The sequence below is a fragment of the Longicatena caecimuris genome (assembly GCF_004341945.1).
GTDB classification, from domain to species: domain Bacteria; phylum Bacillota_I; class Bacilli_A; order Erysipelotrichales; family Erysipelotrichaceae; genus Longicatena; species Longicatena caecimuris.
Genome location: NZ_SMBP01000001.1, coordinates 230,960 through 253,910, shown reverse-complemented (window position 1 = coordinate 253,910; position 22,951 = coordinate 230,960). Strand labels below are relative to the sequence as shown.

The 22,951-nt window shown below is 38.8% G+C and carries 22 protein-coding genes; 20 read left to right on the top strand and 2 right to left on the bottom strand.

Translation table 11 applies throughout. The annotated features are described in order from the left end of the window. The first annotated feature begins 138 nt into the window (after nucleotides 1-138). The 6 genes from pyrH (at nucleotide 139) to rseP (ending at nucleotide 5,398) form a co-directional block, all read left to right on the top strand. A complete protein-coding gene (pyrH, locus tag EDD61_RS01285) occupies nucleotides 139-852 on the top strand; it encodes a UMP kinase (protein WP_008688644.1) in 714 nt (237 codons plus the stop codon). A gap of 19 nt (nucleotides 853-871) precedes the next feature. After that, the gene (gene frr / locus EDD61_RS01280; protein WP_008978302.1) at nucleotides 872-1,414 is read left to right on the top strand and encodes a ribosome recycling factor; all 543 of its coding nucleotides are present in this window, start codon (nucleotides 872-874) and stop codon (nucleotides 1,412-1,414) included. Nucleotides 1,415-1,687: 273 nt separating this feature from the next. Continuing rightward, on the top strand, nucleotides 1,688-2,392 hold the full coding sequence (locus EDD61_RS01275; protein ID WP_008978303.1) for an isoprenyl transferase: 705 nt from the start codon (nucleotides 1,688-1,690) through the stop codon (nucleotides 2,390-2,392). A 2-nt stretch (nucleotides 2,393-2,394) separates the two neighbouring features. Next, nucleotides 2,395-3,174 carry a phosphatidate cytidylyltransferase gene (locus tag EDD61_RS01270; protein ID WP_020990775.1) on the top strand — a complete coding sequence of 260 codons (780 nt, stop codon included), beginning with the start codon at nucleotides 2,395-2,397 and terminating at the stop codon, nucleotides 3,172-3,174. Beyond that, on the top strand, nucleotides 3,171-4,331 hold the full coding sequence (gene dxr, locus EDD61_RS01265; protein WP_008688640.1) for a 1-deoxy-D-xylulose-5-phosphate reductoisomerase: 1,161 nt from the start codon (nucleotides 3,171-3,173) through the stop codon (nucleotides 4,329-4,331). Before EDD61_RS01270 ends, dxr begins: the two co-directional genes overlap by 4 nt. After that, the gene (gene rseP, locus EDD61_RS01260) at nucleotides 4,328-5,398 is read left to right on the top strand and encodes an RIP metalloprotease RseP (RefSeq protein ID WP_117547628.1); all 1,071 of its coding nucleotides are present in this window, start codon (nucleotides 4,328-4,330) and stop codon (nucleotides 5,396-5,398) included. Before dxr ends, rseP begins: the two co-directional genes overlap by 4 nt. A gap of 134 nt (nucleotides 5,399-5,532) precedes the next feature. On the opposite strand, the gene EDD61_RS01255 is transcribed toward rseP, so the two are convergent. Together EDD61_RS01255 and rpsT are read right to left on the bottom strand one after the other, a co-directional pair. Further along, nucleotides 5,533-6,630, bottom strand: coding sequence for a transglutaminase domain-containing protein (locus tag EDD61_RS01255; protein WP_008978306.1), 1,098 nt, complete (start codon nucleotides 6,628-6,630; stop codon nucleotides 5,533-5,535). Nucleotides 6,631-6,884: 254 nt separating this feature from the next. Next, complete coding sequence (gene rpsT, locus EDD61_RS01250) at nucleotides 6,885-7,151, bottom strand: 30S ribosomal protein S20 (protein ID WP_008688635.1); 267 nt, start codon at nucleotides 7,149-7,151, stop codon at nucleotides 6,885-6,887. A 103-nt stretch (nucleotides 7,152-7,254) separates the two neighbouring features. Here rpsT and gpr point away from each other — a divergent pair, with 103 nt between their 5' ends. The 14 genes from gpr (at nucleotide 7,255) to pnp (ending at nucleotide 22,792) form a co-directional block, all read left to right on the top strand. Continuing rightward, on the top strand, nucleotides 7,255-8,130 hold the full coding sequence (gene gpr, locus EDD61_RS01245) for a GPR endopeptidase (RefSeq protein ID WP_008688634.1): 876 nt from the start codon (nucleotides 7,255-7,257) through the stop codon (nucleotides 8,128-8,130). Nucleotides 8,131-8,214: 84 nt separating this feature from the next. After that, nucleotides 8,215-9,129, top strand: coding sequence for a stage II sporulation protein P (locus EDD61_RS01240; RefSeq protein WP_132223404.1), 915 nt, complete (start codon nucleotides 8,215-8,217; stop codon nucleotides 9,127-9,129). 1 nt (nucleotide 9,130) lies between these two features. Continuing rightward, complete coding sequence (locus EDD61_RS01235; RefSeq protein WP_008688630.1) at nucleotides 9,131-9,421, top strand: hypothetical protein; 291 nt, start codon at nucleotides 9,131-9,133, stop codon at nucleotides 9,419-9,421. A gap of 51 nt (nucleotides 9,422-9,472) precedes the next feature. After that, nucleotides 9,473-10,402 carry a methionyl-tRNA formyltransferase gene (gene fmt, locus EDD61_RS01230; protein ID WP_008688628.1) on the top strand — a complete coding sequence of 310 codons (930 nt, stop codon included), beginning with the start codon at nucleotides 9,473-9,475 and terminating at the stop codon, nucleotides 10,400-10,402. A gap of 172 nt (nucleotides 10,403-10,574) precedes the next feature. Next, a complete protein-coding gene (locus EDD61_RS01225; RefSeq protein WP_132223401.1) occupies nucleotides 10,575-11,528 on the top strand; it encodes a lactonase family protein in 954 nt (317 codons plus the stop codon). Beyond that, nucleotides 11,529-12,944 carry an NADP-dependent phosphogluconate dehydrogenase gene (gene gndA, locus EDD61_RS01220; protein ID WP_132223398.1) on the top strand — a complete coding sequence of 472 codons (1,416 nt, stop codon included), beginning with the start codon at nucleotides 11,529-11,531 and terminating at the stop codon, nucleotides 12,942-12,944. Further along, nucleotides 12,937-14,325 carry a glucose-6-phosphate dehydrogenase gene (gene zwf, locus EDD61_RS01215; RefSeq protein WP_132223395.1) on the top strand — a complete coding sequence of 463 codons (1,389 nt, stop codon included), beginning with the start codon at nucleotides 12,937-12,939 and terminating at the stop codon, nucleotides 14,323-14,325. The genes gndA and zwf overlap by 8 nt, the downstream gene beginning before the upstream one ends. Before the next feature lie 4 nt (nucleotides 14,326-14,329). Then, the gene (rpiA, locus tag EDD61_RS01210) at nucleotides 14,330-15,013 is read left to right on the top strand and encodes a ribose-5-phosphate isomerase RpiA (RefSeq protein ID WP_008688621.1); all 684 of its coding nucleotides are present in this window, start codon (nucleotides 14,330-14,332) and stop codon (nucleotides 15,011-15,013) included. Between the two features lie 254 nt (nucleotides 15,014-15,267). After that, nucleotides 15,268-17,073: a translation elongation factor 4 gene (lepA, locus tag EDD61_RS01205; protein ID WP_008688619.1), complete on the top strand. Its 1,806-nt coding sequence runs from the start codon at nucleotides 15,268-15,270 to the stop codon at nucleotides 17,071-17,073. Nucleotides 17,074-17,220: 147 nt separating this feature from the next. Beyond that, the gene (locus EDD61_RS01200) at nucleotides 17,221-18,087 is read left to right on the top strand and encodes a hypothetical protein (RefSeq protein WP_132223392.1); all 867 of its coding nucleotides are present in this window, start codon (nucleotides 17,221-17,223) and stop codon (nucleotides 18,085-18,087) included. Between the two features lie 17 nt (nucleotides 18,088-18,104). After that, nucleotides 18,105-18,824: a sporulation initiation factor Spo0A C-terminal domain-containing protein gene (locus tag EDD61_RS01195; RefSeq protein WP_008688616.1), complete on the top strand. Its 720-nt coding sequence runs from the start codon at nucleotides 18,105-18,107 to the stop codon at nucleotides 18,822-18,824. A 22-nt stretch (nucleotides 18,825-18,846) separates the two neighbouring features. Then, complete coding sequence (gene hemW, locus EDD61_RS01190; RefSeq protein ID WP_132223389.1) at nucleotides 18,847-19,956, top strand: radical SAM family heme chaperone HemW; 1,110 nt, start codon at nucleotides 18,847-18,849, stop codon at nucleotides 19,954-19,956. 251 nt (nucleotides 19,957-20,207) lie between these two features. Next, complete coding sequence (gene rpsO / locus EDD61_RS01185; protein ID WP_008688610.1) at nucleotides 20,208-20,474, top strand: 30S ribosomal protein S15; 267 nt, start codon at nucleotides 20,208-20,210, stop codon at nucleotides 20,472-20,474. Nucleotides 20,475-20,584: 110 nt separating this feature from the next. Then, entirely contained in the window at nucleotides 20,585-22,792 is a 2,208-nt protein-coding gene (gene pnp / locus EDD61_RS01180) for a polyribonucleotide nucleotidyltransferase (RefSeq protein ID WP_008688607.1), read from the top strand. Nucleotides 22,793-22,951: the final 159 nt, after the last annotated feature.

Below are 22,951 nucleotides of genomic sequence, written 5' to 3'. Positions count from 1 at the left end.
AGTAAGATGATAGTCTTGTCTGTAAGTATCCAAAGAAAAATGAAAAAAAGGAGAATAGCTCTTCCTTTTTGTAAATCTTTTCTTTATAATATACAGTGGAGAGTTAAAAAAACGACAAAAGTAAAGGTGGAAGTAGACATGTACAAAAGAGTATTATTGAAATTAAGCGGTGAGGCTTTATCTTCACCTGGTAATTCATTTGATCCACAAATTTTAAAAGCGTTGGCAAAAGAATTGAAAGAAATTCATGAGCTTGGTGTGGATTTAGCCATTGTTGTTGGCGGTGGAAATTTCATTCGCGGTAAAATGGCAGAAACGATGGGAATTGAGCGTGTACAGGCGGATTATATGGGAATGCTTGCGACGGTCATAAATGCATTGGCTGTTCAGAGTGCGTTGGAACAAGAAGGCGTGCCTACGCGTGTGCAAACGGCTATTGAGATGCAAAAAGTGGCAGAACCATTTATTGTGCGTCGTGCATTACGTCACTTGGAAAAAGGGCGCATCGTAATTTTTGGCGCAGGTACAGGAAACCCTTATTTTTCTACCGATACAACGGCTGCATTGCGTGCCAGTGAAATCGGTGCTGATGTCATTTTGATGGCCAAAAACGGTGTAGATGGAGTATACAATGCGGATCCTAAAACACATCCTGAGGCTGTTAAATATGATGCTTTAACTTATATGGATCTGATTCAGGAAGGATTGCAGGTCATGGATACTACAGCTACCAGTATGTGTATGGATAATGATATTGATCTAGTAGTATTTAATATGAATGAAAGCGGAAATATTTTGAAAGCTGTTCGTGGAGACATTACGGGTACAGTAATTTCAAAAGATCATAGATAAAAAGAAAGGACACGAAACTATGGAACTGTTAGATGTAACGAAACACAAAATGGAGAAAGCAGTAGAGAAGCTTGACGAAAATTTAAAAACGATTCGCACAGGAGTAGCAAACGCATCTTTGTTAGAACATGTACATTTTGAATATTATGGAAGTGAAACACCTATCAATCAGGTTGCTAGTATTAAGGTCGTAGAAGGACGTCAATTAATGATCAAACCTTATGATCGTTCTACTTTAAAAGATATTGAACGTGCAATTGCGACAAGTGACACCGGATTGGTGCCTCAAAGTGATGGTGAGGTCATTCGTTTGAATGTGCCAGCATTGACTGAAGAACGTCGTAAACAACTATCAAAAGAAGCAGATAAGATGGGAGAAGAAGCAAAGATTGCTGTTCGTAATGTGCGTCGTGAAGCAAATGATGCAATCAAAAAAGATAAAGAATTAACAGAAGATGATGCGAAGAGAATGCAGGAAAAAGTACAGAAATTAACAGATGAATTTGCTAAGAAAATTGAAAAAGAAGTCAGTGAAAAAGAAAAAGAAATTATGAAGGTTTAATTGTAACGAAGGGGAGAGCGGATAGCTTTCCTTTTTTTCATGTATAAGTGTAAACAAACATTGTGATTATTTGAAGTTCAGTGATTTAATAAGAAAACGCGACAATTAAATAATCCGAAATTATCCGTTTATGACTGTTTGCAGATTGAAAGAAAAGATGCAGTTTTCGACACTTTTTTAGATGAAATGCTGCGCATAGATACAATGTTTCTATCTTTTATGATATAATATCAGAGTTAAATTATACAATGTAGTTATAGGAGGTTGCTGGACATGGAAGGAAGAATCATCCCGCAGCATATTGCCATCATCATGGACGGAAACGGCCGATGGGCGAAAAAAAGAGGGTTACCGCGAACTGCTGGCCATAAGCAGGGGGCGGAGAATATAAGAAAAATCGCGATAGCATGTAATGAGTTAGGGGTAAAAGCATTAACTTGCTATGCATTTTCTACAGAAAATTGGAAACGTCCAGAGAGTGAAGTAGAATATCTTTGCAAACTGCCTAAACTTTTCTTTCAACGCTATTTAGCAGAGTTAAAGAAAAACAATATTCGCGTTACCTTTTTAGGTGAAATTGAGCGTTTTCCTAATGAGACACGTTCTGTTATTACTACGGCAGTGGAACAAACAAAAGATAATACCGGACTTATTTTATGTCTTGCCGTAAATTATGGCGGAAGAAGAGAAATCACCTTGGCGGCACAACGTTATGCGGCTGATGTAGTACGTGGTATAGCTGATGCCGCAATTGATGAAGAAGCGTTTGGTCATTATATGATGAGTGAAGGTATGCCAGAACTTGATCTAATGATTCGTACAAGTGGGGAACTTCGCATATCTAATTTTCTGTTATGGCAACTAGCTTATGCCGAATTGATTTTCACACCAGTTGCGTGGCCGGATTTTGACCGTGACTGTCTAGTAGAAGCGATTGATGAATATACACATCGCAATCGCCGCTTTGGAGGTTTATGAGTATGAAAACGCGAATCATAACAGCTTTTCTTATCATCGCTTGTGTCATTCCTCCTTTGGTGTTTGGTGGTGTATTATTATATGCCTTATTATCATTTATCATTATTGCGGGTGGTTTGGAATTGATGGCACTACGTGAGCAGAAGGACGAAACATGGCCCTTGCTGATAAAACCTTTGGCAATCGCCTGTGTATTTGCATTAACGTTTATCAAAAAAGATGCCTTATTATTTCCTTTGTTAGGAATCTTTGTCCTTTGCTTTTTATCCCTTCCTGTTTTTACTGAACGCTTTCATGCGAAAGATGGATTTTTATGTATCGCCTATATAACTTTTTTCTTTATAATTGCTAGAGGTTTTTTGCATATATACGATCGCAACCCGTTATATGTCTGGTATATCATTGTCGCCACTTATGGCTGTGATACCGGTGCATATTTCTGTGGTAGATTTTTAGGGAAGCATAAAATGAACCCTCGTATCTCTCCTAAAAAGACTTGGGAAGGTGCCTTTGGGGGATGGTTATTGGGGGCTGCCTTATCTTTTGCCCTCGCATACTTTTTAATTGATACGATGACTTTGCCACAAATCTTAGCAGCGAGTTTGATATTGACGATTACCGGACAAATCGGTGATTTAGCTTTTAGCGCGATCAAGCGTAATTTTGGGATTAAGGATTTTTCTGATTTGTTACCAGGGCATGGCGGTGTATTAGATAGAGTAGATTCCTTGGTTTTTAATTTTATTTGTTTTGACTTAATACTGGTGGTGTTAACATTATGAAGAGAATTGTTTTATTAGGAGCAAGTGGTTCCATTGGTTCCCAAACGATAGATGTCGTATTGCATCACAAGGATGAATTTTCCATTGTGGCGGTAAGCGTCGGTAAAAATATCGAAAAATTAAAAATGCTGTTAGCGAAGATACCATCGATTCAACATGTTTGTGTAGCAGATGAACAAGTAAAAGAAGTCTTACGACTAGAATATCCAGATAAACAATGGTACAGCGGCGATGAAGGTCTGCAAGCGTTAGCCGGTTTAGCAGAATATGATATTTTTGTGGATGCTGTTGTTGGTTTTCGTGGATTGTTGCCGGCTTTAACAGCAATCGCAAATCATAAGGTTATCGCATTGGCGAATAAAGAAAGCTTGGTAGCAGGAGGACCGCTAGTGAAAGCGGCATTAGCGAAACATCAGGTTCCTCTATATCCGATTGACTCAGAACATTCTGCCATTTTCCAATGTTTACAAGGCAATACACATGATAGTATTGATAAGTTAATCATCACTGCTAGTGGAGGCAGTTTCCGTGATCTGACGCGTGAGCAGTTGCAAGACGTCAGTGTAGAAGCAGCTTTGCATCATCCAAACTGGAATATGGGTGGAAGAATCACGATTGATTCTGCTACCATGATGAATAAAGGCTTTGAAGTGATAGAAGCACATTATTTGTTTGATATCCCTTATGAAAAAATCGATGTACTCATTCATCGCGAAAGTGCCATTCATTCAATGGTTCAGTTTCAGGATCATGCTATTATTGCGCAAATAGGAACAGCGGATATGCGTCTGCCAATTCAATATGCCCTTTCTTATCCGCAACGTTTGAAGATGTATAATGATGAACCATTCGATTTTGGCAAATTTGCTACCTTGCATTTTGAACCGGCAAGCATGGAACGATATCCTTTATTAAAATTGGCATTTGAAGTAGGCAAAAAAGGTGGAAATCTCGGTGCTATTATGAATGCTGCAGATGAAGAGGCCGTTCGTCTTTTCTTAAATAAGAAAATTGCCTTTTTGGATATTGAAACATCCGTAATTAAGGCAGTGGAAGGTGTACGTTTTATTGCTGAACCAACATTGCAAGATATTATAGAAAGTGATGCAGCCGCCAGACGGTTTGTAAAAGATATGTGGAAAGGGGCTATGGAATGAGTGGTATTGTAAATTTATTGTGGTTTGTATTAATTCTAGGCGCAATTGTCATTGTTCATGAGTTTGGACATTTGCTAGCGGCTAAGAAGTTTGGTGTATATTGTAAAGAATTTTCGATTGGTATGGGTCCTTTGCTGTGGCAGAAGCAGAAAGGAGAAACTGCTTGGTCTATTCGTGCTTTGCCTATCGGTGGGTTTGTGGCCATGGCTGGAGAAGATGAAGAAAGTGATGAAAAAGATGAATTAGATATTCCTTTTGAGCGAACCTTAAATGGAATTAAGCCTTGGAAACAGGTCATCGTGATGGCTGCCGGAGCCTTTATGAATGTATTGTTGGCATGGCTGATCTTTATCGGTATCACTGCATATCAGGGTAGTGTAAGTGTACCGCCAAAGCCAATCGTGGCAAGTGTTGTAGAAAATTCACCTGCACAGAAAGCCGGTTTTCACGTAGGGGATGAAATCATCCGTTTAGAAAACAAAAGTAAAAAGGAAACATTAACACCTGATTCTACACGTGAAATCATGGAGTTTTTGCAATATTATCCAGGAGAAATTACCTATACCGTCCTACGGGATGGAAAGCAGGTAACCCTACAAGGAACAGCCGCCTTTCATAAAGATGAAAACTTATATATTTTAGGTATTGGCTATCCGCAAAGTGCCGCTAAAGAAATTTCTTTCTGGGAAGCTATTCCATATGGAACGCAGCGGATGGTTAGCTCTGTTACCAGTATTATGGATTCCTTGGGAAAACTTGTTCGTGGCGTCGGTTTAAATAATCTGAGTGGTCCGGTCGGAATCTTCCAGATTACGGCACAGACAACACAGGATGGTTTATTATCAACCTTAGCCTTAATTGCTTTATTATCAGTAAATGTAGGTATTGTCAATTTGATTCCGATTCCCATTTTAGATGGTGGACGTATATTCATCATTCTGATCGAGACACTGATAGGGAAAAAATTGAGTGAGCGTATGCAGTCGGTTATCATGATGGCTGGTTTATTAATGATCGTAGGTATCATGGTGCTAGCAACCTGGAATGATATAGTTCGCTTATTTTGATTTCTATTGCTAGTATTGTGCGTTGTTCTCTAATCACATAAAAAAAGGTCCTCTTCAACCACCAATGTTTCATCAAACGGTGCGTGTAGGGACCTTTTTCATATGCGTGTTATCATGAATGTGTAATAGAAGGATTAAAGCTTTTGATGATCTGGTACATAAATATAAGTGTTGGTATCTTCGTAACGATAATAAGCATAATAATCATATCCAGTCATATTAAAAATAAAGTTATTCGCTGTCAGCATCTGATCGAGTTGTTCACCTAATGCTTTGCTGGAACATTGGAAAACCAAACGATATCCTTTGTTTGCACTTTTTTGGATAAGCTTTGTCATCTGCTGCTTATCACAAGAAGTGAAATAAGCTCCTTCTTTCATGAAGTAAGAATCTTTGCGGGAAGGTGTGTCTTCCATATAATCATCTGTGAATGGTCGATTTTCCGCAAGAATCTGTTTCTTGGTCATAGCAAAATACATATATCGTGATTCTTTTGTATTATTTAACATATCTCCATTGGTAACATCCATATAATAGTAATTGCCATCCATTTTTACCATGTTCCACGCATGAGATACATCTCCTTTGTCCGGTCGTGTAAAACCGGTGATATACGTGCAGGGAACACCTATCTGATTCAATAAATATTGCATACCTTTTGCATAACCGGCACAAACCGTTTTATGTTCAAGAAAGGTGCTTAATATATTTTGATTCTCTTTGGCTTTTTCATCATAGGAGGTATGATCGATTAAATAATCATATACATATTTTACTTTTTCATAATCGCTTTTTTTCTTTTTTGCAGTATTGATTATTTTTTCTGTTACTTGCTTGATTTCTTTATCACGACTTTCGATTTCACTTTTGATCATACGATAACTTGGTTTTAAGAATAAATACGTAGCTTTGCTTTCATATTCGTTTTTATCTGTTACATAATCAAAACTGTCTTCAAGATAATAAAGTTCAGGATGATCCATCTTAATAGCTGCATGAATATCATTCACGTCAGAAATCGTAACATTTTTTAAGATAATTTCTTTATCTAAATTTTTATATCCTTGTAAGACAGCATCATAAGAAGGTTGTATTTTCTTATCCAGATGATCTCTGCCACATTGATACATCTTCATGGTTTCAGCTGTTGCAGCTATTGGCTCTTTAACAGCTGATGAACACCCACTTAGCAATAAACCCGCACACAACAATAGGACGCCTAATTTTTTCATATACGTTCACTTGATATATTGTACATAACGCATCAAAGCAGTCATACTTACAATATACATTTCCTTTCTATCAACCTTTCTCACCGCGGTTGATAACGGTTGATATCATTTATAAAAGATGAAGATGTGAGTTCACTGATTGCTTTCCTCTTAAATGAGATTTTATCATACCTCATTAGTTCTATTTTACTAAACTGGATAGCAAAAGTACAACTCTTTTTCGAGAATAAAAAAAATCGATCTTACGATCGACATTATGCAGCAATGGAGTTAACTGCTTTAGCTAAACGTGATTTCTGTCTAACGGCATAGTTTCTGTGCTGGATTCCCTTGGCAACTGCTTTATCTAACTTAGAGTTTGCTGTGTTCAGGGCAGCAACTGCAGCTTCCTTGTCGTTTGCTTCAACAGCAGACAGAACGTTTTTGATAGCTGTTTTCAGAGCTGATTTCTGAGCGTTAACAGCCAGGTTTCTCTTGTTATTAGTTTTTACACGTTTTTTCTGAGACTGGATCTGTGGCATATTGCACCTCCTAAATTCTAATTGCCAGTAAATTATAACAAAAAGAATTTAAAAAAGCAATAAGGACGATAAAAATTTCCATACTATGGTAGAGGTGATGAATATGGGCAAAAGTTATCAGATACGTAGCGATTTTGCCGATGAGATATTGAGCGCCGATATCCGATCGAAAACGTATGAACATATTGAAAAACAAAATGCCAATATCAAAAGCAATTATATCAAAGTATTGCTGGATGAAAATGAATTAGGAAAAGCGAAAGGTGATTATGTTTCCATTGAATGTAAGGATTTGTATGATCACGATATAAGAGAGCAAATGGTGGATGCTATTTTGGAAAACTTACAACATATGAGTGCCAATATGAACATCAAGATGAAGAAGATACTCGTTGTTGGTTTAGGAAATCGTTTTATTACCAGTGATGCTTTAGGCCCTGGAGTAGCGAATGAAATTCTGGTGACAGCACATCTTTATGCACAACAATCGTCGCGAATGTTGAAAGGAACGCGTAATGTAGCAGTGCTGCAGCCAGGAGTCATGGGGCAGACCGGATTGGAGTCATTATCGATCGTTCAAAGTGTGACAGCTTTATACAAACCAGATTTGGTGATCGCAATCGATGCGTTAGCTACGCGGAACTTAAACCGTATCAATCGCGTCATTCAAATTAACAATACCGGGATCCAACCGGGAAGTGGTGTTGGCAATCATCGCATGGCATTGAATGAAGATTCCTTACATGTGCCAGTGATTGCTATTGGAGTTGCCACCGTTACAAGTATCGGGGCAATCTTAAACGAAGCTCTTGATCAAGCGGAAATTAATCGAGAAGCAATTTTGGAAAGTGTTTATGGCAATAAACATTTAGATCTTGTCGTCACCCCAAAATCAATGGATGATGAATTAAAACATTTGATCTATATTGTATCACAAAGTTTAAATCGTTTTCTTCACCCCGATTTTTTAAAGCTATAAGCAAATACTGTCGAAATTAGAAGATGGTTTCCCAACATGATACGCACTTTCTTCTCATAAAGTATAGAGAAGGGAGTGCTTTTTATGAAAAATACAGCCAAGATCATAGTCAAACTGGCAATGCTAGTTCTCTTTCTTTATGTGACACCGTTTTATGATGGCTTGTTAAATTGTTTTGAAAACTCGCAGGATTTCATGCATAATCTGATCTATCATCAACAGGTGGTTGCACAAGATATTTCGTTAAAAAAACAGCTCAATGTTTGGAGTTATAACGAGAATTTGACATTGCCCAAAGATGAAATTAAAGTCGAAACAACACTTGAGGATCCTATGATCGTACCTGGTGACAATAAACAGGAAAAAAAGGAAAATAGTTCGGATGCATCTACGGATAAAAAACAAAATGTCCCTTCAAATGGTAAGAAAATATACATCTACAATACCCATCAGGATGAAAAGTATCAAGGTGGTAAAACAGTCATGGATGCAGCTGTGATCCTAGCAGGACATTTAGAAAAAAAGGGATATAAGGTTGTTTTGGAAACAAATGATTTTAATGCATATTGTAATACGCATGGGTTAACCTATAATGATCTATATACCGTATCCAATAAATATCTTAATGATGCATTGGTGAATTATGGTGGTTTTGATTTATGCATTGATCTACATCGTGATAGTGTTCCAAGAGCGTATAGCTATATCAAGATTGGCAATAAGACGTATGCAAAGGCAATGATGGTCGTAGCTGGCAGTTCTTCGAATGTAAAGAGCGCTACCAAAATATCAACGACACTAACCGACATGGTCAACAAGCGGAAAAATGGTATTATGAAGCATGTCATGATCAGACAAGAGGCTTACTATAATCAATATGTCCATAAAGGTATCGTGTTAATGGAATGTGGAAGTGATTATAATACATTTGAAGAAGTAAAAAACACTTTAGGTATTGTTGCACAGGGTATTGATGAGCTAATGAAGAAGGGATGGTAACATGAAGCGGTTTTTAGCGGATGCAATATTGATTCTCATACTAGTAGGCTTAGGAGGCTATGTCCAAAAACAGGATGAAAAAGTTCCTTCCATCGAGGCAGAGGTTGAAGCTTTTGAGGATACCATAGCACAGCATAAAAGGATTACTCCTAAAAATACGAAGGTACATTTACAAGATAAGGAAGATAATAAAGCAAGTCGCATGGCGAAGTATGGCAGTGCTTTTGTCGTTGATACGTTGCATGGTGGAGTGGAAGTGCTTTCGTCTTTGTTTGACTCCTTACTAAATTAGATGAAACGTAACTGAAAACATGCTATAATACCCACAGCAGAGGTGATGTTAATGATAAAAATCTTATTTATGGGAACACCGGACATTGCGCAAGTGATGTTAAAGCGTTTATTAAAAGATGGTTATGATGTCATTGGAGTTGTTACCCAACCGGATAAAAAAGCCGGAAGAAAACAGCAGTTAAAAATGTCAGAGGTCAAACAATGTGCACTTGCCAACCATTTGCCGATTTATCAACCATTGTCTATTCGTTCGGAATATCAAGAATTATTAAAACTAGATATGGATCTGATTGTTACATGTGCGTATGGACAGTTTATTCCTCAAGTGTTACTGGATGCCCCAACTTATGGCAGCATAAATGTACATGCTTCTTTATTGCCAAAATGGCGTGGGGGAGCTCCTATTCATAAAGCTATTATAGAAGGTGATAAGGAAAGTGGCATGTCGATTATGCGGATGGTGAAGAAAATGGATGCCGGTGCGGTTATGGCACAGTGTCGTGTTGCGATTACACAAGAGGATACGACCGGTGATTTATATGAGAAACTTGCTGTTGCCGGTGCTGATTTATTAAGTGAAAGTATACCGAAAATTATTGATGGCAGTGCCATCTTTGTAGAACAAAAGGAAGAAGAGGCAACATTTGCATATACGATTCAAAAAGAAGAAGAGCACATCAATTTTCAAGAGGATGTCCAAAAGGTATACGATCATATACGTGGGTTAATACCTTTCCCAGTAGGAAATGCGATTGTGAAGGGGAAAAAGATAAAATTTCATAAAGTGCGCATGATGCGTTGTGACCATTCCTATACACCAGGTGAAATCATTGGCTGGCTAGAACATGGTTATGCGATTGCGGCAAAAGATGGATATATTCTGGTCGATAGGATTCAAATGGAAGGGAAAGCCAAAGTAGATGCCAAATCCTTCTATAATGGAATGGGGAAACAGCTTATCGGTTGTATCTGCGAATAATAAGATTCATTGATTTCGATTCAGCACAACAATTGTGTTTGAGTGGAAATCTTTTTTTATGCGATGCTGGTAAAGGTTTCCAGAGCATATGAATAGTGTATGTGGTGACACTATGATAGGATATAGATAGATACTTTAAAAAGTAAAGTCACTACAGAAAGGAGTGTGTAAGATGATCAAAGGTTATGCAGGAAGCTATGCCAGTGAACAAAGCCAATGTCTGATACAGTTTTGCTTTGATGAGACTACGAAGCAATTCACAAAGCGCAAAGAGCTTCCTGGCTTTGAAGATGCCAAATATCTCTCTTATGCTAACAAGAAATTGGCAGCGGTATGTCATAGAAATGCTGCGGGAATCACTTTATGGGACATTTCTTGCGATAAAACAATGACACATTTGAGTGAAACCAAAACATCGTGTTTTATTACGCAGGATGATAGCTATATTTATACAGCTAATTATCATGAAGGTACGATATCAGTTTATAAAAAGGTTCAAGATCTGCCTTTGATCAAACGTATTTATATTCAAGAAGCAGCAGGGTGTCATCAGGTTTTATTACTGGAAAATTATCTGCTCGTGCCATGTTTATTATTGGATGCCATATATGTGTTTGATCGTCGAAAAGATTTTGCCTGTGTTCACATTTTGCCTTTCCCTGCGCATAGTGGACCGCGGCATGGCGTCTTTACCAAGAATAAGTACTTGTATGTCGTCAGTGAATTAAGCAATGAGTTATTTATGTGTCATATGAATGAAAAGATGCAAGGGAATGTGCAAGTTGTCCAGAAACTTTGGGATACACAAAATCAAAAAGCAGCAGCTGCCGCTATACGTATAGATGCACAGGAAAAATTCTTGTATATCACTTTACGAGAAGTCAACCAGATCATCGTATTCGACAGAAAAGCGAAACGTATCGTTCAACGTTTATCGACTATGGGAGATCATCCTCGTGATATGCAACTGTCAAAGGATGGACGTTTTGTCTTTGTCATACATCGTTTCAGTCATGACATCCGTGTTTTTGAAAGAGATGAAAAAAGCGGTTTATTACAGCCATTACGTGCAAAATTACATGTACAGGAAGGTGTTTGTATCGTATTTGAACAGGAGGAAAGTTAAATGAAACAACAGGATATCGCTGTGATCGGCTTAGCCGTCATGGGAAGAAGTTTAGCGTTGAATATGGCAGATCACGGCTTTGCTGTGGCTGCGTATAATCGTAGTTATGCGGTTAGTGAGCAGATGGCTAAAAACCACCCTCATCCTCATATACACATTTATAAGGAATTAAAAGATTGTGTTGCGGCACTGAAAAAGCCAAGGAAAGTAATGCTGATGGTAAAGGCCGGTAAAGCAGTGGATATGGTGATAGAACAGTTAGTGGATTTATTAGAGGAAGGGGATATCATTTTAGATGGTGGTAATTCATTTTTTGAGGATACGATACGAAGAGAACAAGCATTACGCAAAAATGGTTTGCATTATTTTGGAGTAGGTGTATCCGGCGGTGAAGAAGGTGCCCGCTTTGGCCCTAGTATTATGCCCGGTGGAAATAAGCAGGCCTATGATAAAATACGCCCTATCTTAGAAACAATAGCGGCTAAGGCAAGTGATGGGAAGCCGTGTTGTACGTATATAGGAGAAAATGGAGCAGGACATTATGTGAAAATGGTCCACAATGGAATTGAATATGCCGATATGCAATTGATCAGTGAAGCGTATTTACAATTAAAATATATAGGTGGCTATACAAATACGGAAATCGCAAAAATTTTTAAAGAATGGAATGCCGGCGAATTAGAGAGCTTTCTTATCCGTATAACAGCAGATATTTTTCTTGCTTCAGATGATCGTTCCTCTCAGGATTTGCTAGATGTTATTGCAGATAGTGCTGCACAGAAAGGGACTGGACGCTGGACGAGCATAGAAGCATTGAAACAGGGAGTGGATGTTTCCATGATTACGGCTTCCTGTAATGCTCGTGTCATGTCAAATTTGTTAGCACAGCGTCATCAAGCGCAAATCCTTTATCCCGACAGAAAACCTTTGCAAAGAAAAAATGATGCATTTGTAGAAACTGTACGCCAGGCGTTATATGCAGGAAAGATACTTGCCTATGCACAGGGGTTTGCTTTGTTAGCACATGCTTCTTCACAATATGATTGGCAGCTGGCATTAGGTGAGATAGCCGCTATTTTCCGGGCTGGCTGTATTATTCAGGCACGTTTTTTGAACGATATTCAACAGGCCTTTACCAAAGAGAATCCAGCATCGCACCTTCTATTTGATCCTTTCTTTGCCAAACAATTGCAGACACATCAGCAAGCTTTGCGTGATATGGTAGCCATGTCAATCACACAGGGTCTGGCAATTCCGGCGATGGCAAATGCTGTCAGTTACTTGGATATGTTTCGCTCATCTCATAGCGGTGCCAATCTGATTCAGGCGCAGCGTGATTATTTTGGTGCACATACATTCGAAAGATGTGATATGTCAGGAAGTTTTCATCATGAATGGAGGAGAGATCATGAATGAACAAGTCACGTTTACGATTTTTGGAGGCACTGGGGATTTAGCGTATCGCAAATTATTACCGGCTTTTTATAATTTATATGCCAATCAAGCTTTTCAGCATGCGAAGATTGTTGTGCTTGGCAGACGACCCTATGATCATGAACAGTATTGTACGATCATAAAAGACTGGGTAATGCAATTTGCGCGATTACCATATCGTGAAACCCTTTTTCAATCGTTTTGTGAAAAGATATCTTATGTATGTATGGATTTTACGAAAGAGGAGGCTTATGATACACTGGCTGCCTTCTACAAACAACATCAGGATACACAGCATATTTTCTACTTTGCTGTCGCTCCTCGATTCTTTTCAACGATTGCCCAAGGATTGCTTCGTGTGCCGCATGCAAAACAAGGCAGAGTGGTCATAGAAAAGCCTTTTGGAGAAGATCGCAAGAGTGCCAAACGCTTAAATGAACAATTGGAATCGTTCTTCAAGGCAAGTCATATTTATCATATTGACCATTATCTAGGCAAAGAAATGGTGCGTAACATTCAAACGATTCGTTTTTTGAATCCATTATTTGCTAATGTTTGGAATCATGAATGTATTGCCCATGTACAAATATCTGCTATGGAGGAAGTCGGAGTAGAAACGCGTGGTGCCTATTATGATCAAAGCGGGGCATTAAAAGACATGGTTCAAAATCATTTGTTTCAAATTCTCAGTATCCTCGCCATGGAACCTTTAGAAGCCTTTACCCAAGAAGATTTGCATGAGAAGCAGCTTACGCTTCTACAACAACTACGTCCCGTAGATCAGCTGAATATACAGGATACTATGGTACTAGGTCAATATTTTGGTTACCAAAAAGAAGCTCATGTCGCACATGATTCCACGACTGAAACGTTTGCGGCATTGCGTTTATATATTGATAATGAACGTTGGCAAAACACACCGTTTCTGATTCGTACCGGTAAGAAACTGAATAAACGAGAAATGGAAGTTATCATTACCTTTAAGGCTCCATTTCCTAATGTGGAACCAAACGTATTAATCATCAAGATTCAGCCGACCGAAGGAGTTTATGTACGCTTTAACATCAAAAAGCCAGGGAACAGTGAAGAAATTTTGCCAGTGAGTATGGATTTTTGTCAAAGTTGTAGCGATATTCATCGCATCAATACACCAGAAGCATATGAACGCTTATTGCAGGCAGTTTGGCATGCAGATACATCCTGGTTTTCCAGCTGGGATCAAATTGAAACAAGCTGGGCCTATGTCGATGCATTGAAAGAGCGTTATGAAAACGCGCAGCTTCCTGTATATATCTATCCATCTGGCAGTGAAGGACCTCAAGCAAGTTATGAACTCTTCACTATGCAGCCGCAAGGAGAATAATCTTATGACAAAGGAAGAAAAGAAAAAACAGGCAGCACTAGCGGCTATAGCGTATCTAAAAGATGGCATGCATATCGGCTTAGGAAGTGGAACAACAGTTAATTACTTTTTACAAGCATTGCAACAACGATGTGCCAAAGGATTACAAATTCGGGCAATGGCAAGCTCGCTATGTACGCAGCAATGGGCGAAGCAATATCAGATCCCTTTGCTGGCAGATACGTATGTACAAACATTAGATGTTTATGTAGACAGCTTTGATGTCTTGAATCATCATGGCGATATCATCAAAGGCGGTGGTGGAGCTTTGGTTAGAGAAAAAATGTTATTTCAATGGGCCGATAAGACGATTTGGATTTGCGACGATGAAAAACTGGTTGATGACTGTCATTGTTATGCTTTGCCAGTTGAGGTTCTGCCTTTTACACTTGCTCATACGCGCCATATGCTTAACGAACATGGTTATAAAACGAGTTTGCGTATGGCCGAAACACAACCTTTTCTGACAGATAATCAGCATTATATTCTTGATGTTTTCGTGCCGAAGCAAGTAACGTTGGCACAGGCACATACCTTTCTTATGTCTTTTGCTGCTATCGTCCAAACCGGTTACTTCCATGATGAAGACAATCTATGTATCATTGCCTCGTCAAAGGGGGTATGTATTCATCCTGTGCGTGATGTATAAAGATAGATCAATCGATTCATGATGGATGGAAGTTCTTTGTATGAGTATTATAGGCATCTGCTAGAATAAGAAAAAAAGAGCTATCTGCATACAAGCTAGATGGCTCTTTTTCGTGTAAGAGATGCTCTCTCATCCTTTACAAACATAACTATAGCACTGCCTGTGCGCTTTCGTCAAGAACGCCTGCACAATTTCTGTTTGCATCCCATTAAAACTCTGTTATAATTAGGTCTGTGTTGTTAGGAGTGATACCTGTGGAACAAAAATATATACGTAATTTTTCCATCATCGCCCACATTGATCATGGAAAATCAACGCTTGCGGATCGTATTTTGGAATTGACGGAAACCGTTGAGCAAAGAGAAATGAAAGAACAGCTGTTGGATACGATGGATCTGGAACGTGAACGTGGCATCACCATTAAACTAAATGCCGTACAGCTGCAATATACAGCATTAAACGGAAAGACTTATATTTTTCATTTGATTGATACACCAGGTCATGTCGATTTTACTTATGAAGTATCTCGTTCTTTAGCAGCTTGCGAAGGTGCTGTTTTAGTCGTAGATGCGGCTCAGGGAATTGAGGCACAGACACTGGCAAATGTGTATTTAGCATTGGATAATGACTTAGAAATTTTACCTGTCATCAACAAGATAGATTTACCTAGTGCACAACCGGATGTCGTTAAAAAAGAAATTGAAGATGTGATTGGTTTGGATGCTTCTTGTGCACCATTGATCTCAGCTAAAAATGGCTTGCATATACGTGATGTGTTAGAAGATATCGTAGCCAATGTACCGGCACCAAAGGGTGATCCTAATGCGCCTTTACAGGCCTTGGTATTTGATTCTGTTTATGATGCCTATCGTGGTGTCATTGCCTTTGTGCGGGTAAAGGAAGGTCGTATTCGCGTTGGTGATAAGGTGCGTTTTATGGCGAGTGATGCAGAGTATGAAGTGTTGGAATGTGGTGTACGTACACCGAAAGAGGTCAAGAAAGACAGTTTGGAATGTGGAGAAGTTGGTTGGTTATGTGCGTCAATCAAATCCATTCAAGATGTGCGTGTCGGTGATACCATAACCAATGTCGAATATCCTGCTAGTGCACCACTGCATGGATATCGGGAAATGAACCCTATGGTATATTGTGGTTTATATCCGATTGATTCGGCAAAATATAATGATCTTCGTGATGCTTTGGAAAAATTACAATTAAATGATGCTTCTTTGCAATTTGAAGCGGAAACTTCACAGGCTTTAGGTTTTGGTTTTCGTTGTGGTTTCTTGGGTTTACTACATATGGATGTTGTTCAAGAACGCATTGAGCGTGAATATCATATTGATCTGATTGCAACCGCGCCTTCAGTTGTCTATCATGCTTATCTGACAGATGGCAGCATGCTTGCTATTGATAATCCAAGCCTGTTACCTGATGTGCAGAAAATCGACCATATTGAAGAGCCATTTGTCAAAGCCAGCATCATGACACCAAAAGAATATGTCGGGGCAATCATGGAACTGTGTCAGCGCAAGCGTGGCAATTATACGGATATGGTGTATATTGATGATACGAGAATGAATCTGATTTATGAATTACCTTTAGGAGAAATTGTTTATGATTTCTTTGATAAACTGAAATCTTGTACGAAGGGCTATGCATCCTTTGATTATGAATTAATCGGTTATCAGCCCAATAAGTTAGCGAAGATGGATATTTTGTTAAATGGAGAAGTTGTCGATGCCTTAAGCAGCATTGTGCATCGGGAGTTTGCATATCCAAGAGGAAGAGCTATTTGTGAAAAATTAAAGAAATTGATTCCTAAACAGCAATTTGAAATTCCTATTCAGGCAGCAATCAATGGGAAAATCATTGCTCGTGCAGATATTAAATCTTTGCGCAAAAATGTCTTGGCAAAATGTTATGGTGGGGATATTTCCCGTAAGAAAAAATTATTAGAGAAACAAAAAGAAGGAAAGAAACGGATGAAGGCGGTAGGCAGTGTGGAGGTTCCACAGGAAGCATTTATGGCGGTTCTATCCATGGATGATGAATCTTAAAATAAGCAAACATATCACTTATGTGAATGCATAATACGAGGAAGATAAGAAAAACAGGCTGTAAAAGGTCTGTTTTTCGCTAGTTTTGTCGAAACTTTGAGGATTCCTGTAAAAACATGCTACACTATTGCCTTGGAGAGTGATGGTATGTTTGAAACAACAAGGACATATAGTGAAGATCAATATATCAAGAAAGAGGAATTAAGGAAAGAATTATCAGGCGTCGTATTGGAAAGCGTATGGCAACAAATTCAAGAATATCGACGAATCTTTCGTTTTACACCATATAAAGAAAAACCATACTATGTTACCTTAAACCCATATGTAATACAAAAGCTTTCCTTTTGTGAAAGGCTACTTCTGCAATATCAACAACGGCATAAGAAACCAACACATTCATCTACATTAACACAGGCACAGCGCTTTTATATCGAGCAGCAATGGCCCTGTGATATATCAGAAACAGTGAAATGCTTTCATATAGCGATTCCTCAAATGTATGTACAGCTGATCTGTAATACATCTATCCATGTGATATTACGTTTATTTTTTCTCTTGCAAGAACATAAGGAATCGCTTTTACGAGCAGCTGAACTCATGTTGCGTTGTGAAGGACTTTGTGGTTTAGGAGATGGGGAATTATTGCAATCGCTATATCGTGATATACTGATCGAACATCAGGAACATGATTTGACCTATGCGCTGCTAAGGTTTCTTGAAGATTTACAGTTGCAAATTTCAAACAGAATGGTATCATTAAAACGGAAAAGCCGGCAATTTCTTACCTATGATGCTCAAACTTTACAAGAAGTATGTCCGGCAATGTCCTTGATACAGGCCGCCTTTTATGCAAAGCATCATGAAGCACATCATTATTATACGATTGCCCAATGTATGCAAGAACATGATGTATGTTATGAAACAGCCCGCACTTCTATGGATGGCTTGGTAGCTTTAGGTTGGTATACCAAAGAAAAAGTCGGTCGTAAATTTGTGTATTATATAAACAGCTGATAAAGGGGAATAAAACAATGGCAAGAGTGTATGTTTGTCTGGATGACATTGTATTGCTGAAACAAGTTATGGATATGAGCATGGAGGAACAAGATCTTAAAATCGTTGGTATTACCACATCCATTCCACAGTCTGCCACAGAACTCATACAACAAGATGCAGATATTTTTATCATGCGTTATGCCATCGACCAGCAAAAGGCGAAATATTTATTAGAAGAAATTGCGCTGAGCGAAGCGTTAGTGAACTTGCAAATTATCATGATGTTTGATGAAATGGATAGCGATGTTTTTCAACTTATGGCACAATATGATCTACATACTTTTTTAGCAAAACCTTATAATCCTCATGAATTGATGGAAGCCATCCATAGCAAGAATCGCTATCATAAGCTTGTGGAAAATGGCAACTGGACCTCGGAAAGTGTGGCTGGCAGGATCCTGGAAGAACTTGGCCTGCCGGCGCACTTAAAAGGCTATAATTATTTACGTACCGCTGCGATTTTATTTTCACAGCAGGAAGATCCGTTACAGTTAAAGATGGGGACCTTATACGCTATGGTGGCAAAAGTTCATGCTACGACCCAAATACGTGTTGAAAAATGTATGCGTACAGCGATTGCCTATGCGTATCGTCATTGTCCGGAATTAATCTGCGTCTATAATACCAAGCCAACCTGCTCACAGATCATTCATTATGTGAGTGAACATTTGAAATTAACGATGTTGACCTATTAATTGCTTTTTAAGGAGGAACCTTATGTGCAAAGCTGCTTATTTACATGTGCCATTTTGTCAGGATATCTGCGCCTATTGTGATTTTTTTCGATGCCGTTATCATGTTGGGCTTGCCGAAAAATGGTTGGCGGCGATGGCAAAGGAATTGACGATAAAAAAGTTATCACCGCTAACGACGATGTATATTGGTGGTGGGACGCCGAGTGCATTACAGCCGCATCAACTGGAAACACTATTATCCTTACTAGTTCCTTATACAAAAGAAGTAAACGAATATACGATCGAGGCCAATGTTGAATCCTTAACGGATGAAAAGTTAGATATATGTCAGCGTTATGGCGTGAATCGTATTTCTCTGGGAGTGCAAAGCTTGCAACCATCTTTGCTGAATCAGATGCATCGTCATCATACGAGCGAAGATGTCCTTGCTTGTATAAAACGTATTCATGCACATGGTATTCATAATATTTCTATTGACATGATCTATGGTTTACCTAAGCAAAGCTTGGCTATGTGGGAGGAAGATTTACATACCATCGTATCATCCTTTCCCATTCAGCATATTTCTTTGTATGGACTGACAATAGAACCTCATTCGGAATTTGGTCGTCAAGGTATACAGAATATTGATGAGGATATAGAAGCGGATATGTATGATCTTGCGATAACCTTGTTACAACAATATGGTTTTCAACAATATGAAATCAGCAATTTTGCAAAGCCCAAGTATGCCTCTTTACATAACCAAGTTTACTGGCGATATGAAGATTTTTATGGCATTGGCTGTGGAGCAAGTGGAAAAGACAAGCGAGGTCGCTATGAAAACACACGCAATTTAGAAACCTATCTGCAACAAGGGGCATCTTCAGTATATGAAAAGCTAGATACGAAGGCTCAGATGTTTGAGATGATCATGATGTCGTTACGAATGAAACAGGGTATTTCCCGACAAGCTTTTTTTGAGCGTTTTGGAAAGGATATCAGCGAAGTATATGGGTCAATAATCGAAAAACAAAAAGAGAAAGGCTTGCTTTTAGTAGATGAAGAGAAAATTTGGGCAAGTGAAAGAGGCTTTCATCTATTAAATGATGTGTTGGTAGAGTTTTTAGGTGATGATGAAGCACATGGATAAATAAGATATGCATGAAAATCAAGCGTTTTTTACTTTAGGTAAGAGATAATACAGAAAAGGGTATTAAAATACTTGCAAAGAGCAAAGAAATAATGCAATGACGTATAAGATGAAGTGTAAAAATATTGAAAAACACTTGCGATACGGTAGGGAGTATGCTATTATTAACAAGGTTTTATACTTGGTCTGCACGTGTATTCCTCGACGGCTCACTCAGTATGAAACATTATGAAAATACAGGAGGAAATAACATGTTATTAAAAAGCGAAAAACAGGCAATCATGAAAGAGTATGCAAGATTTGAAGGGGATACAGGTTCTCCAGAAGTTCAGATCGCTGTATTAACAGCTAGAATCAATCAGCTGACAGAACACTTCAAAGAACATAAGCACGATTACCATTCTCAAAGAGGTTTGATGAAAATGGTAGGTCGTCGTAGAAACTTATTAACATACTTAAAGAACAAAGACCTGAACCGTTACAAAGAACTGATCGCTCGCTTAGGACTGCGTAAGTAATTTATTAGTAAAGGAAACAGAAAGTCGCATGAATTTGCGGCTTTTTTTCTTTCCTAAGTGTTTAATTTATGATATCATTTAAAAGATAGAAAAATTAAGAGGTGAAAAACGTGGCTAAACAAACATTTCGTTTAGAGTTCTGTGGGCGGGTGCTCACAGTAGAAACTGGAGAAGTAGCAAAACAGGCCGGAGGAAGTGCTCTGGTAAGATATAATGACACCGTTGTTTTATCAACAGCTACTGCCAGCAAACAGGCAAAAGAAGGGATCGATTTCTTTCCATTGACTGTTTCATTTGAAGAGAAACTATATTCTGTTGGTAAGATTCCCGGAGGCTTTTTAAGAAGAGAAGGAAGACCTAGTGAACATGCAACATTGACGGCTCGTATGATCGATCGTCCGATTCGTCCATTATTTGCGGAAGGTTTCCGTAATGAGGTACAGGTTGTGAATACGGTGCTTTCTGTTGATCAGGAATGCACACCGGAAATGACTGCAATGTTCGGCGCATCTTTGGCATTATGTGTATCGGATATTCCTTTCAACGGTCCGATTGCCGGAGTAATCGTTGGACGTGTAGATGGCGAATATGTCATTAATCCAACACCGGAACAATTAGAAAAAAGTGATATTCACTTGACTGTTGCCGGTACAAAATATGCTGTAAACATGGTAGAGGCTGGAGCAAAAGAAGTCGATGAAGACGCTATGCTAGGAGCTATCATGTTCGGTCATGAACATATTAAAAAATTAGTTGCTTTCCAAGAAGAAATTGCGGCAGCTATCGGTAAAGAGAAAATGGAAGTAACACTGTATACTGTAGATGAAGCAATTGATCAGGAAGTACGGGAAAACTTTGAAGCCGATATTCGCGCAGCGGTGTCTATTGAAAAGAAATTGGAGCGCTATGGTAAGATTGATGAATTAACAGAAGCAGCGCTAGCTCGCTTTGAAGAAAAAGAATATGCATCAGAGAGTGCTAAGGCCAAAGCTTTGAAGCAGGTAAAAGAAATCTGTCATGGCATTGAGGCAAATGAAGTACGTCGTTTGATCATTGAAGATAAAGTACGCCCAGATGGACGTAAGATTGATGAAATCCGTCCATTGGATTCACAGGTTGATATTTTACCAAGAGTGCATGGCAGTGCGTTGTTTACACGTGGGGAAACACAGGTATTATCGGTAACGACGTTAGGTCCGATGAATGATAATCAGATCATTGATGATGTTACCGATGTAGAATATAAACGTTTTATGCATCATTACAATTTCCCACCATATTCTGTTGGTGAAACAGGAAGAATGGGCAATCCAGGCCGTCGTGAAATCGGTCATGGTGCTTTGGGAGAACGTGCTTTATCACAGGTATTGCCTAGTGAAGAAGAATTCCCATATACGATTCGTACAGTAGCGGAAGTTTTGGAATCAAACGGTTCTAGTTCGCAGGCATCTATTTGTGCCGGCACAATGTCTTTGATGGCTGCTGGAGTTCCTATTAAGGCACCTGTTGCGGGTATTGCAATGGGCTTGATCATGGACGAGGATAGCGGGAAGTATACCGTATTGACCGATATTCAGGGTATGGAAGATCATTTTGGCGATATGGACTTTAAGGTAGCGGGAACAAGTGAAGGTATTACGGCACTGCAGATGGATATCAAAGTTGCTGGAATTACAGAAGATGTCTTCCGAGAAGCTTTGTCACAGGCCAAAGGTGCGCGTGCACAGATTCTGGAAAATATGATGACTGCTATTGATAAACCACGTGAAGATGTTGGTACATATGCACCTAAGATCGAACAATTCTATATTGACCCAGAAAAGATTCGCGAAGTCATTGGACCTAATGGTAAGATGATTAATAAGATCATCGAAGCTTGCGATGAGGTCAAAATTGATATTGAAGACGATGGACATGTGGTCATCTATCATATGAACCGCGAGGCTATTACCAAAGCTGCGAATATGATCCGTGACATTGTACGTGTTGCAAAAGTCGGTGATATTTACGAAGGTAAGGTTGTACGTATTGAAAAATTCGGAGCCTTTGTAAATCTGTTCCCGGGTACAGATGGCTTATTGCATATCTCAAAGATTTGTCATGAGCGTGTTGAAAAGGTTGAAGACAAGCTGAATATTGGTGATACCATAAAAGTTAAGGTGATGGAAATCGATGATCGCGGACGTGTCAATGTCAGTGCGAAAGCATTATTGCCAAGACCTAAAAAAGAAGAAAAACAGCTTGTGAAAAAAGATGAAGTACCTGCAGAAGAAACGGTTGAAACAAAAAAAGAAGAAACACCGGCTGTAGAATCATAAGGTGAATACGTGAGGACAGTGTTATACACTTGTCCTTTTTTTGTGGATGGATATTTCTTACACGATAGGTACAAAGCAGCAAAAAAAGGGGCTGCAAAGGTTACAACCAATTTGTCATCTTAATGAAAATTTATGAAAAAAAGCGTAGGTATTCAATTC

Excerpts from the sequence above, each read along its gene's own strand:
- pyrH (WP_008688644.1), top strand. The coding sequence starts at position 139 with ATGTACAAAAGAGTATTATTGAAATTAAGCGGTGAGGCTTTATCTTCA.
- frr (WP_008978302.1), top strand. The coding sequence starts at position 872 with ATGGAACTGTTAGATGTAACGAAACACAAAATGGAGAAAGCAGTAGAG.
- EDD61_RS01275 (WP_008978303.1), top strand. The coding sequence starts at position 1,688 with ATGGAAGGAAGAATCATCCCGCAGCATATTGCCATCATCATGGACGGA.
- EDD61_RS01270 (WP_020990775.1), top strand. The coding sequence starts at position 2,395 with ATGAAAACGCGAATCATAACAGCTTTTCTTATCATCGCTTGTGTCATT.
- dxr (WP_008688640.1), top strand. The coding sequence starts at position 3,171 with ATGAAGAGAATTGTTTTATTAGGAGCAAGTGGTTCCATTGGTTCCCAA.
- rseP (WP_117547628.1), top strand. The coding sequence starts at position 4,328 with ATGAGTGGTATTGTAAATTTATTGTGGTTTGTATTAATTCTAGGCGCA.
- EDD61_RS01255 (WP_008978306.1), bottom strand. The coding sequence starts at position 6,630 with ATGAAAAAATTAGGCGTCCTATTGTTGTGTGCGGGTTTATTGCTAAGT.
- rpsT (WP_008688635.1), bottom strand. The coding sequence starts at position 7,151 with ATGCCACAGATCCAGTCTCAGAAAAAACGTGTAAAAACTAATAACAAG.
- gpr (WP_008688634.1), top strand. The coding sequence starts at position 7,255 with ATGGGCAAAAGTTATCAGATACGTAGCGATTTTGCCGATGAGATATTG.
- EDD61_RS01240 (WP_132223404.1), top strand. The coding sequence starts at position 8,215 with ATGAAAAATACAGCCAAGATCATAGTCAAACTGGCAATGCTAGTTCTC.
- EDD61_RS01235 (WP_008688630.1), top strand. The coding sequence starts at position 9,131 with ATGAAGCGGTTTTTAGCGGATGCAATATTGATTCTCATACTAGTAGGC.
- fmt (WP_008688628.1), top strand. The coding sequence starts at position 9,473 with ATGATAAAAATCTTATTTATGGGAACACCGGACATTGCGCAAGTGATG.
- EDD61_RS01225 (WP_132223401.1), top strand. The coding sequence starts at position 10,575 with ATGATCAAAGGTTATGCAGGAAGCTATGCCAGTGAACAAAGCCAATGT.
- gndA (WP_132223398.1), top strand. The coding sequence starts at position 11,529 with ATGAAACAACAGGATATCGCTGTGATCGGCTTAGCCGTCATGGGAAGA.
- zwf (WP_132223395.1), top strand. The coding sequence starts at position 12,937 with ATGAATGAACAAGTCACGTTTACGATTTTTGGAGGCACTGGGGATTTA.
- rpiA (WP_008688621.1), top strand. The coding sequence starts at position 14,330 with ATGACAAAGGAAGAAAAGAAAAAACAGGCAGCACTAGCGGCTATAGCG.
- EDD61_RS01200 (WP_132223392.1), top strand. The coding sequence starts at position 17,221 with ATGTTTGAAACAACAAGGACATATAGTGAAGATCAATATATCAAGAAA.
- EDD61_RS01195 (WP_008688616.1), top strand. The coding sequence starts at position 18,105 with ATGGCAAGAGTGTATGTTTGTCTGGATGACATTGTATTGCTGAAACAA.
- hemW (WP_132223389.1), top strand. The coding sequence starts at position 18,847 with ATGTGCAAAGCTGCTTATTTACATGTGCCATTTTGTCAGGATATCTGC.
- rpsO (WP_008688610.1), top strand. The coding sequence starts at position 20,208 with ATGTTATTAAAAAGCGAAAAACAGGCAATCATGAAAGAGTATGCAAGA.